We start from the raw sequence: 10,881 nt of genomic DNA on the forward strand, positions 1-10,881 counted from the left end.
GCGGAACCTGATCCTGCATCCGACGGGCGTGAGGCGTATGGGAATGAAGCGGACAATGCGGTGGGCGGCGGTCCCCGCCGCGGCACTGGCGGCCGGGCTGGGGCTGTGCGCCGCCCCGGCACAGGCCGGCCAGGCCCCCCGCGCCGACTACCAGGCCATCGCCCATCCGGTCGTGGGCCGGGTCGGCGAGACCGTCGAGGTCGAGCTCGGGGTCAGGAACGGCGGCCCCGGCCCGGCCGGCGGGCGGCACGGGCACGGCGCGGGCACGTACGAGGTGACGCCGCCGCCGGGCACGGCCATCGTCGCGGCCCCGCACAGCGGCGCCCGGCAGCCGTGCGTGGCGGCGGTGAGCCCGGGTGCGGCGCCGGGCTCGTACATCTGCTCCATCGGGGAGAACTTCTCCGCCGGCGAGCGGGACACGCTCAGCTTCCGGGTCCGCATCGACGAGAAGGTCGACGGGGCCGAGGGCCTCGTCCGGATCCTCGCCCGCGACGGGGAGCCGTCCACCGACCCTGACCCCGACCCCGCCAACGACACGGCGCCGATCCGCGTCGAGGTGGTGGACCGCACGCCCGAGCTGCCGCGGCCCGCCTCACCGGCCACGAACAGCACGCTCCTGCTCGCCACGACGTCCGGCACGGCGGTCTCGGCGGGCGCGATCGCCTTCGGCGTGAGCCGCCGCAAGCGGTAGCCCCGCGGGCTCGCAGCGACGCGCCGGCTGCGGTGGTCGCGTATTCCGCCGGACCCTCGCCGCGGTGGCGTCCCGCCGTCGCGGCGGGCAGATATCTGACGATGCCACGCCGTAAAGGTGGCGCTAGGCGAAAATTGTCCGTTTAGCACTTAAAGTCGGCGCATGCCCACGCCATACGGATCCCGCGGCGGCATGGCGTTCAGCGCGGACGAACTGCGCGTGCTGCGCCGAGCCCTCGCCATCGCCCTCCATCCCCATGCCGTCCCCGGGCGCCCCGGCCCCGAGCGCGCCGCGGAGGTGCGCGACTGCTTCCGCCTCGCCGAGGCCGTGGACGAGGCGGTCCTGGAGAGCGGACGGCTGCGCGCCTTCCTCCGCGCCGACCTCGCCCGCTACCGCGCCGCTCTCCCCGGCGCCGCCTCCGGCTACGCCGAACGCCTCCAGGACGCCCTCGCGGCCGGCTACCGGCCGCGCGCGGAGGACCTCGACGCGCTCCGCGCCCTGAGCGCCGCCCCCTCCGCCGGGTCCTCCGGCGCCGCCTACCGGGCCCTGCTGCGCCGCTGCGAGCTCGCCTCCGGGCGGGCCGGCGCCGCCGACCGCACGGCCTGCGCGGTGCCCGCCGCGCGCATCCGGCTGCGCCGCACCCCGCTGCTCGCCCTGCCCGGCGGCCGCCCGCCCGCCGGGGCCTCCGCGTCGCGGCCCGGGCAGAAGCCGGGGCAGAAGCCGGCCGAGAAACCGGCGGGAAAGCCCGGCGGCGAGCCCGGCAAGCCGTCCGCGCCGAGCCCGGGCCGGCCCATCCCCACCCCCGGCGAGGTCTTCCCGCCCCGCCGCAAGCCCGCTCCGCCCCCGGGCGCGGAGGCGCCGCACGCCAGACCCGCCTGAAAAGCGGCCCGGGGCGCGCGTAATCTGGACGGGCCGCTGACAAACCGTGCAATCCCGATCCAGATCCAGAAGGAGCCGACGGCCATGGACTATGTCGCCGCACTGGTGCCGCCCGTCGTGATGGCGATCGCCTTCACCGCCCTGGTCGTGACGATCATCAAGAGCCAGGGTGGCGCGAACAAGGCCAAGGAGGACGCCGCGGTCGACGCCGCGCTCGCCCGGGCCGAGGCCGCGCAGCAGACCGGCAAGGGCAGCCCGGCCTGACGCGGGCGCGCCCGCCGGGCGGCGCCGGTGCTCACGGGGCGTACGGCAAGGGACCACAATTCCCGCCGTGCGCCCTTTTTGCTGCCCCTTTGCAGCTCGGATAAAGCGTCATTCCAGACATCTCCCACTATTATTCGCGTGTGGTCAGACGCCTGGGTGATCTGGAAGACGCCGTCATGACGCGCGTGTGGGACTGGAACCGGCCGGTCACTGTTCGAGAAGTGCTGGAAGACCTTCAACAGGAACGGTCCATCGCCTACACGACGGTCATGACCGTAATGGACAACCTGTATCAGAAGGGCTGGCTGCGCCGGGAAGCGGAAGGCCGGGCCTATCGATATGAGGCGGTCTCCAACCGGGCCGCCTACTCGGCCGCACTGATGAACGAAGCGTGGTCCGTGAGCGACAACCCCGCGGCCGCTCTCGTCGCCTTCTTCGGCATGATGTCGGCCGAACAACGCGAAGCCCTGCGGGACGCGATCCGGGTCGTGCAACTCGACGGGCCCGGCGACGGCTCCGGCGCCCCGGGACGATAGCGTCCGGGCATGCCCGCGCTATCAAAAGTCGTCACCGTCCGCCGTGCCCGGACCAGCGATGTGGCGGCGCTGCGCCGCCTCATCAACACGTACGTTCGTGACGGCATCCTCCTCGACAAAGCCACCGTCACTCTTTACGAGGACATCCAGGAGTTCTGGGTGGCCGAGCGGGACGAGGACGGCGCCGTCGTCGGCTGCGGGGCCCTGCACGTGATGTGGGAAGACCTCGCGGAGGTCCGCACTCTCGCGGTGGACCCGGGCGTCAAGGGCGGCGGGATCGGGCACGCCGTACTGGACAAGCTGCTGCAGACGGCGCGCTGGCTCGGCGTGCGGCGCATTTTCTGCCTCACCTTCGAAGTCGACTTCTTCGCGAAGCACGGCTTCGTGGAGATCGGTGAGACACCCGTGGACGGTGATGTCTACAGCGAGCTGCTGCGTTCCTATGACGAGGGCGTCGCCGAGTTCCTGGGTCTCGAACGGGTGAAGCCGAACACCCTTGGCAACAGCCGGATGCTTCTGCATCTGTGATCGCGGTCCCTATGTCCGAATCGCGCCCCTATCACATGGCTCCGGAAGGGATGCTTCCCACGCGGAAGGCGGGCTGAACCTTCCCGGGGGGTTTGTGTTTTTCCGGGAAAGGCGGTTTGCTATTCCTCCGTAATCCCATTTTCCACTGAAAGGATTCCCCGTGGCGCAGAAGGTTCAGGTCCTTCTTGTCGATGACCTCGACGGTGGCGAGGCCGACGAGACCGTGACGTTCGCCCTGGACGGGAAGACGTACGAGATCGACCTCACCACGGCCAACGCCGACAAGCTCCGCCAGGCGCTCGCGGACTACGTGAAGTCCGCCCGCCGCACCGGCGGCCGTGCCGCCGGCGGCCGCGGCAAGACCCGCACGGCCGCGGTCTCGGGCGGCAGCCCGGACACCGCGAAGATCCGCGCTTGGGCCAAGAAGAACGGCTACAACGTCAACGACCGCGGTCGTGTGCCCGCCGACATCCGCGAGGCGTACGAGAAGGCCAACGGCTGACCTTCCCCCGGCGGACGGCGGCGTGCCCTCCGGGCGCGCAGCAGCCGGGCCCGGTGGGCCTCCGTGGCCGCCGCGCCCACCAGCCGTGCGAGATCGGGGGCGTCCCCTCCGCCCCCGAGGCCGGTCACCGGCAGCGGCGGCTCGATCCCGCCCCCGCGGTTTCCCGGCCGGGGAGGCCGTACCCACACGGCCCGCTCCGGCCCGGTGGGCACGGGTGCGGCGATCCGCCCGCCCGGCCCCAGGACGGCCAGGTCCAGGGCGACCGTGCCCCACTCCAGCCAGTCGAGCAGCTCCGGCAGCTCGTCGGCGCTGCCCGCGGCGAGCAGGAACCACAGCCTCCGGGCCCGGGCGTCGAGCACGACCGGGCCGGTGCGCACCGGGCGGCCCAGCACCGCGGCACCCGCGTCCAGCGGCAGGCCCAGGGCGTCGAAGCGGACCCCGGTCAGCAGCTCCAGGGGCGCCTCGCCGGAGGTCGGCCAGCCGAGCGCGCGCTCGTACCACCGCCGCGCCTGGCACCATGGACCTGCGGGATTCCCGGGGCGCGGGTGGACATCGGTCATATGTGGTGCAACTGCGAAACACCCAAGAGGTTACTCTGGGTTGGTAGTTGGGCACACTCCGTATAAGGAGTGGGGGGCGCACAGGCGCTTCGGGCGGCGCGAGGGTGTTCGCCCGTAGCGGATGGACGGTGCCCGCGCCGCATGGATTGTCAATCCTTGCGGGTAAGAGGTTCCCCATGGGAAGAGGCGGTGCGACACCGCGCGGAGCACGTCACCGAGGGTGGCGGCGGGCGATGGGCGGGCGTGTCGGGCCGGGCGCGCGTTCGCCGTCGGCGTAGTGGCGGCGAGCGTATATGCCTGGCCTGCGGGAACATCGTCTCCCACCATCGGGTTGGAGGAGATGTCGGCTGTTCGGCAGCAGGTTTCCCCGCCGACGCGGGGTGATCCGGACGGATGTCGGCAGTTGGAATGAGCTGTCCCGTCCCGCGGGACTAGCATGCGGAAGGACAGGGAGGGGACCGACCCCTACTTGCCTGACCGCTCTGAGGAGCGATTAACGATGTTCGAGAGGTTCACCGACCGTGCGCGGCGGGTTGTCGTCCTGGCTCAGGAAGAAGCCCGGATGCTCAACCACAACTACATCGGCACCGAGCACATCCTCCTGGGCCTGATCCACGAGGGTGAGGGTGTCGCCGCTAAGGCCCTGGAGAGCCTCGGGATTTCGCTCGAGGCGGTCCGCCAGCAGGTGGAGGAGATCATCGGCCAGGGCCAGCAGGCCCCGTCCGGGCACATCCCCTTCACCCCCCGTGCGAAGAAGGTCCTGGAGCTCTCGCTCCGCGAGGCCCTTCAGCTCGGCCACAACTACATCGGCACCGAGCACATCCTGCTCGGCCTGATCCGCGAGGGCGAGGGCGTCGCCGCCCAGGTCCTCGTGAAGCTGGGCGCCGATCTCAACCGGGTCCGTCAGCAGGTCATCCAGCTGCTCTCGGGCTACCAGGGCAAGGAAGCCGCCACGGCCGGCGGCCCGGCCGAGGGCACCCCCTCGACCTCGCTCGTCCTGGACCAGTTCGGCCGCAACCTGACGCAGGCCGCCCGTGAGTCCAAGCTCGACCCGGTCATCGGGCGCGAGAAGGAGATCGAGCGGGTCATGCAGGTGCTGTCCCGCCGCACCAAGAACAACCCGGTCCTCATCGGCGAGCCCGGCGTCGGCAAGACCGCCGTCGTCGAGGGCCTGGCCCAGGCCATCGTCAAGGGCGAGGTGCCCGAGACCCTCAAGGACAAGCACCTCTACACCCTGGACCTCGGCGCCCTGGTCGCCGGCTCCCGCTACCGCGGTGACTTCGAGGAGCGCCTGAAGAAGGTCCTCAAGGAGATCCGCACCCGCGGCGACATCATCCTGTTCATCGACGAGCTCCACACCCTGGTGGGTGCGGGCGCCGCCGAGGGCGCGATCGACGCCGCCAGCATCCTCAAGCCGATGCTGGCCCGCGGCGAGCTGCAGACCATCGGTGCCACCACGCTCGACGAGTACCGCAAGCACCTGGAGAAGGACGCCGCCCTCGAGCGCCGCTTCCAGCCCATCCAGGTCGCCGAGCCGTCGCTGCCGCACACCATCGAGATCCTCAAGGGTCTGCGCGACCGCTACGAGGCCCACCACCGCGTCTCCATCACGGACGAGGCGCTGGTCCAGGCCGCCACGCTCGCCGACCGCTACATCTCCGACCGCTTCCTGCCGGACAAGGCGATCGACCTGATCGACGAGGCCGGCTCCCGGATGCGCATCCGCCGGATGACCGCGCCGCCGGACCTCCGCGAGTTCGACGAGAAGATCGCCGACGTGCGCCGGGAGAAGGAGTCCGCGATCGACTCGCAGGACTTCGAGAAGGCCGCCTCCCTGCGCGACAAGGAGAAGCAGCTCCTCGCCGCGAAGGCCAAGCGCGAGAAGGAGTGGAAGGCCGGCGACATGGACGTCGTCGCCGAGGTCGACGGCGAGCTGATCGCCGAGGTCCTCGCCACGGCCACCGGCATCCCGGTCTTCAAGCTGACGGAGGAGGAGTCCTCCCGCCTGCTGCGCATGGAGGACGAGCTGCACAAGCGCGTCATCGGCCAGAAGGACGCCATCAAGGCGCTCTCCCAGGCCATCCGGCGCACCCGTGCGGGCCTCAAGGACCCCAAGCGCCCCGGTGGATCGTTCATCTTCGCCGGCCCCTCCGGTGTCGGTAAGACCGAGCTGTCCAAGACGCTCGCCGAGTTCCTCTTCGGCGACGAGGACGCCCTGATCTCCCTCGACATGTCGGAGTTCAGCGAGAAGCACACCGTCTCGCGCCTCTTCGGCTCGCCCCCCGGCTACGTGGGCTACGAGGAGGGCGGCCAGCTGACGGAGAAGGTCCGCCGCAAGCCGTTCTCGGTCGTCCTGTTCGACGAGGTCGAGAAGGCCCACCCGGACATCTTCAACTCGCTCCTGCAGATCCTGGAGGACGGTCGCCTGACCGACTCCCAGGGCCGGGTCGTGGACTTCAAGAACACCGTCATCATCATGACGACCAACCTCGGCACCCGGGACATCTCCAAGGGCTTCAACCTGGGCTTCGCCGCCCAGGGCGACGTCAAGACCGGCTACGAGCGCATGAAGGCCAAGGTCAACGAAGAGCTCAAGCAGCACTTCCGGCCCGAGTTCCTCAACCGTGTCGACGACACGGTGGTCTTCCACCAGCTCTCCCAGGAAGACATCATCCAGATCGTCGACCTGATGATCGCCAAGGTGGACGAGCGGCTGAAGGACCGCGACATGGGCATCGAGCTCAGCGCGGACGCCAAGCAGCTGCTGGCCAAGAAGGGCTACGACCCGATCCTGGGCGCCCGTCCGCTGCGCCGCACCATCCAGCGCGAGATCGAGGACATCCTCTCCGAGAAGATCCTCTTCGGCGAGCTGCGCCCCGGCCACATCGTGGTCGTCGGCACGGACGGCGAGGGCGAGGAGAAGAAGTTCACCTTCCGCGGCGAGGAGAAGTCGGCCCTGCCGGACACTCCGCCGATCGAGCAGGCCGCGGGCGGGGCGGGTCCGAACCTGTCCAAGGACGCGTAAGCGTTCCGCGCTCCTCCGCTCATTCCGCGACAGCGGGCCGGCCCCGGAACCGTAACGGTTCCGGGGCCGGCCCGCGTTTTCAGGGAATGGCCGTCACCACATCCTGGCCGAGGAAGTGCGCCTCCCTTTGGTCGCGGGCCGGCAGCAGCCTTTCCAGGCCCGCCCACACCTGCCGGTACTGGTCGTCCTCGATGTACTTCGCATTGAGCGCGCAGTGGGCCGCCAGCGCCCGCAAGGGCCACTCCGTCTCCCGGTCCGGGGCCGCGTCCGCCGCCGCCGTCAGACCGGCGATGAGACGCCGTTCCTCGCTGCGCCCGCAATGGCCGACGGCCAGCCGCAGGACGTCCTGCCACTGCTCCTCGGCCGCATGGAGCAGCAATTCGTCCAGGCAGTCGCTCTCCTGGAGCTCCTTCGCCGCCAGATAGTCCTGGAAGGTGCGGTGGATGAACTGGATCGAATCCGGGGCCTGCTCCTGGAGCAGGCCGCTGCGATTGAGCAGATACGTCAGCACGACGGGCGTCGCGCCCTGGGCCCTTACGCGGCGAAGCCCGCGCAGCGCCAGGTCGAGCTGGCGGACGGCCTGCTCCCGGCTGAGCTCGGCGCGGCCGTTCCGGACCAGCCAGACGGCGATTCTCTGCAGCAGTTGCCGGCTCTCGTCCGCCGTGAGTTCGATGCCCTCCGGCTTGAGAATGCGGCGGTGCGCGTCGCGCCGCGCCAGCATCAGGTTCAGCGCGGCGCTGTAGAGGTCCCAGCGGGTCTTCGGAAGGAGACCGTTCCACTGCCGGTGCAGGGCACAGATGACCGCGCAGAGCAGCGGGGTCCGGGCCAGATCGCGCAATACGGAATTGCGTTCGAATTCATGGCGGAGCTCGGGTTCGAGTTTGTCGAGCCGGTCGCGCTGCCGTTTCGCCCAGTGCTCGTCGGCATATCTGTCGCATTCCAGCCGTGCGGCCCGGTGCCACGCGGCGGCGAACGACCGGATGTCCTCGTCGCCCATGGGAAGCAGCCGCAGCTCTTCGAACCCCTCCTGATCCAGCCAGTCGCTGCCGACGGCCAGCGGGCGCACGGTGACCAGGCAGCGCGTCCGCGGATACATCCGCAGGAGCCCGGCGAGCCATGTGCGGGCCAGCTCGCGGTCAGCCTGCGGGATCTCGTCCATCCCGTCGACCAGCAGCAGGCCGCGCCCCGCCTCCAGGACGCGTCCGGCCCAGCCGTCGGGCGGCCGGTCCACCGGGAGCCGCGCGATCTTGGGGAGCTGGGACGGGGTGGGGGAGGTGATGCCGCGGGCGGCCAGGCTGCGCATCGGGACCACGAACGGGACGAGCCCGTCGAGCTCGGCCAACTGCTCGGGCAGCGTGCGGCACACGGCGTGGGAGGCGAGCCACCACACGAGCGTCGTCTTTCCCGCGCCGGCCTCGCCCCGGAGGACCGTACGCGGCCGGGAGCCGAGGAGGTCCTCTATGCGCCGCGGCTCCGGGCTCCCCGGCGGCTCCAGGACCGCCCCCTGCGGCTTCAGGACCGCCCCCTGCGGATCCGGGTCCCCCGGCGGCTCCGGGACGTCCTGCGGCTCCGGATCGGACGGGCGCGGCGACTGCGCCTCCAGGCTGAAGTAGGCCGTGTCCAGATCCCAGTCGCCCGGGCCGAGCTCGTCCAGGCCGAAGATCTCCAGCCGGCTGTAGGCGGCCTTGACGGCCTTCGCGTACGCGGGCTCGTAGATCAGGTCCTCGGGGTAGGCGGAGGTGACCTCCTCGAATGCCGGGGCGTCGGGCCAGTGCTCCAGCAGGGCCTTCCGGAAACCGGCGTCGTCGATCACCGCGGACAGCGGCACCGACTCGATGGAGGCGTGCTGCCACCCCATCGGATCGCCGCTCGCGATGCCGATCAGCAGCGGGCCCGCGAACACCGGCCCGCCCGACAGGCCCGCCCAGGGCGAGCCGTCCGGGACGGGCGCGGGCGGGTGGTGGTCCATGTGCAGCACGTACCGGCCGCGCATCCGCCCGGCCAGGGGCATGAGGGTCCCCGGGACCTGTGCGGCCTCCAGCCTGTCGACCAGGTACCGCTGCGCCTGTGGGAACCCCAGCACCTGGCAGCGCGGCATCGGCTGCCAGCCGGCGCACCTGCCCCACCTCAGCGGCGGCACGTGTGTGAGGGGCAGTACCGGCCTCTTGGCCGCGAGGAGCGCCACGTCGTACGTGTCCGGGTCGCCCGACCACACGACCTCGCTGAGAACGGCCTCGCCGCCCGGTCCGATGACCGCGGCGGCCCTGTGCTCGTCAAACAGATGCGCGCTCGTCAGGGTCAGGTGCGGCGTCAGCAGCACCCCGCTGCCCTGCCGCGGGCCCACCACCGCCACCAGCCGGTCCTCCACGGACGGCAGCGGCGCTCTCGCCCCGCCCACCGCTACTCCCCGGAGGGCCCGAACCGCGACACCCCGCCCGGCCGCTGGTTGCCCACGCGCCAGCTGCCGCCCGTGCGCGTGTCCTTCGGGGTCAGGGTGAAGGCGACCTTGTGCGTACGGGTCGAGCCGCGGGACGCCTCCGCGTCCGCGCTGACCACCCAGGCCTTCACGCCGCCCGAGCCCTTGAGGTCCTTGCGGATCTCGACGGTGAACTCCATGGCGATCTCGCCCACCTCGAAGGCCAGGTCCTGGCCCGCGCCCCGGGCCGCCGCCGAGGTCAGGCCCTCCCGGACCGCCTGTACGGCATCCGCCAGCTCGATCTCCTCGAACCCGCTGCTCATCGTCCGCCCCCAGCCCCTGTGGGCCGCACGCTCCGTGTGCGGCCGCTGACGGGGAGCGTACCGCCGCGGCCGGGCCTTTGGTCCCGGAACCGGACGGGCCGAATGTCCTTCGGCGGTGACACCCGCCATAGGGCGTGGGTCACGTACTAAGGGAAACAGTAGAAGAGCCTTGCCCGATAACCGCCGAAAACCAGGCGGAATCCCTGCTCGGAAGGGGTGCGATTTCCCTCCCTCCGCTACGGCATTCATTAGTAGCGGCCGTCCTTGGCAGCCCGGCGAATACGGGTTACCAAGGTAGGGCGATCCCGGTCCGCAGCCGGGACCTGTTTATGCCTGGAGGTTTATCCGTATGTCGAAGCGCACCGCTTTCCGTAACCCGAGCAAGACCGTTCTCCGTACCCGCGCCGCCGTCGTGGCGGCCGGTCTGGGAGCCTCGGTCGCGCTGGGTGCCGGGGTCGCGCTCGCAGCCGACACCACCGCCTCGGTCAGCGGGTTCCCCGCGTTCGCGTCCGTCGCGACGCTGCAGGACGCGCTGAACAAGCAGGCCGAGACGCAGCTGAAGGTGGCGGAGAAGGAGAAGAAGGCCGCCGAGCAGGCCAAGCGGGACGCCGACAAGCGTGCCGAGGACGCCCGCAAGCAGGCCGAGGCCTCGCGCAAGCGCGCCGACGCCTGGGTCGCCCCGGTCGCCGGCTACCAGATCGGCCAGCCGTTCGGTAAGGCCGGCAAGATGTGGGCCGCCAAGCACAGCGGCCAGGACCTCGTCGTCGGCACCGGCACGCAGGTCATGTCCGTCCACGGCGGCACCGTCGTCAAGGCCGGCCCGAACGGCGGCGGCGACGGCCCCGCGTACGGCAACGCCATCGTGATCAAGCACGCCGACGGCACGTACTCGCAGTACGCCCACCTCTCGCAGATCAAGGTCTCGGTCGGCCAGACCGTCACGACCGGCCAGGTCATCGGCCTGTCGGGCTCCACCGGCAACTCCTCCGGCCCGCACCTGCACTTCGAGATCCGCACCACCCCGGACTACGGCACCGCCATCGAGCCGGTCGCCTTCCTGAAGGCCCACGGCGAGAACCTCTGATCCGCCCGGTCAATTGATCCGCCCGGTCAATCGGATCCGCCCCGAGCCGGTGCACCGCGACACGCGGTGCACC

At 71.0% G+C, this 10,881-nt stretch carries 11 protein-coding genes; 8 read left to right on the plus strand and 3 right to left on the minus strand.

Translation table 11 applies throughout. From position 1 onward, the window contains the following. The first annotated feature begins 43 nt into the window (after positions 1 to 43). From ACOTKD_RS09265 to ACOTKD_RS09290, 6 genes are all read left to right on the plus strand, one after another. Positions 44 to 691, plus strand: a complete 648-nt coding sequence (locus ACOTKD_RS09265) for a hypothetical protein (RefSeq protein ID WP_424888361.1) — start codon at positions 44 to 46, stop codon at positions 689 to 691. A 162-nt stretch (positions 692 to 853) separates the two neighbouring features. Further along, a complete protein-coding gene (locus tag ACOTKD_RS09270; RefSeq protein ID WP_424888362.1) occupies positions 854 to 1,570 on the plus strand; it encodes a hypothetical protein in 717 nt (238 codons plus the stop codon). Positions 1,571 to 1,654: 84 nt separating this feature from the next. After that, positions 1,655 to 1,834, plus strand: coding sequence for a hypothetical protein (locus tag ACOTKD_RS09275; protein ID WP_030367401.1), 180 nt, complete (start codon positions 1,655 to 1,657; stop codon positions 1,832 to 1,834). 140 nt (positions 1,835 to 1,974) lie between these two features. After that, positions 1,975 to 2,370, plus strand: coding sequence for a BlaI/MecI/CopY family transcriptional regulator (locus tag ACOTKD_RS09280; protein ID WP_366090154.1), 396 nt, complete (start codon positions 1,975 to 1,977; stop codon positions 2,368 to 2,370). Between the two features lie 9 nt (positions 2,371 to 2,379). Beyond that, on the plus strand, positions 2,380 to 2,898 hold the full coding sequence (locus ACOTKD_RS09285; RefSeq protein ID WP_424888363.1) for an amino-acid N-acetyltransferase: 519 nt from the start codon (positions 2,380 to 2,382) through the stop codon (positions 2,896 to 2,898). A gap of 160 nt (positions 2,899 to 3,058) precedes the next feature. Then, complete coding sequence (locus tag ACOTKD_RS09290) at positions 3,059 to 3,400, plus strand: histone-like nucleoid-structuring protein Lsr2 (RefSeq protein WP_030367404.1); 342 nt, start codon at positions 3,059 to 3,061, stop codon at positions 3,398 to 3,400. On the opposite strand, the gene ACOTKD_RS09295 is transcribed toward ACOTKD_RS09290, so the two are convergent. Then, positions 3,331 to 3,960, minus strand: a complete 630-nt coding sequence (locus tag ACOTKD_RS09295) for an SCO3374 family protein (RefSeq protein ID WP_424888364.1) — start codon at positions 3,958 to 3,960, stop codon at positions 3,331 to 3,333. The genes ACOTKD_RS09290 and ACOTKD_RS09295 overlap by 70 nt on opposite strands. A 499-nt stretch (positions 3,961 to 4,459) precedes the next feature. On the opposite strand from ACOTKD_RS09295, the gene ACOTKD_RS09300 reads away from it, so the two are divergent. After that, entirely contained in the window at positions 4,460 to 6,985 is a 2,526-nt protein-coding gene (locus tag ACOTKD_RS09300; RefSeq protein WP_106681218.1) for an ATP-dependent Clp protease ATP-binding subunit, read from the plus strand. A 79-nt stretch (positions 6,986 to 7,064) separates the two neighbouring features. On the opposite strand, the gene ACOTKD_RS09305 is transcribed toward ACOTKD_RS09300, so the two are convergent. Together ACOTKD_RS09305 and ACOTKD_RS09310 are read right to left on the minus strand one after the other, a co-directional pair. Continuing rightward, positions 7,065 to 9,383, minus strand: coding sequence for an NACHT domain-containing protein (locus tag ACOTKD_RS09305; RefSeq protein ID WP_424888365.1), 2,319 nt, complete (start codon positions 9,381 to 9,383; stop codon positions 7,065 to 7,067). Between the two features lie 2 nt (positions 9,384 to 9,385). Next, complete coding sequence (locus tag ACOTKD_RS09310) at positions 9,386 to 9,724, minus strand: trypco2 family protein (protein WP_424888366.1); 339 nt, start codon at positions 9,722 to 9,724, stop codon at positions 9,386 to 9,388. Between the two features lie 349 nt (positions 9,725 to 10,073). Here ACOTKD_RS09310 and ACOTKD_RS09315 point away from each other — a divergent pair, with 349 nt between their 5' ends. Next, entirely contained in the window at positions 10,074 to 10,808 is a 735-nt protein-coding gene (locus ACOTKD_RS09315; protein WP_424888367.1) for a M23 family metallopeptidase, read from the plus strand. The last annotated feature ends 73 nt before the right edge of the window (positions 10,809 to 10,881 follow it).

The organism is Streptomyces sp. XH2 (genome assembly GCF_049725035.1).
GTDB lineage: Bacteria > Actinomycetota > Actinomycetes > Streptomycetales > Streptomycetaceae > Streptomyces > Streptomyces roseoverticillatus.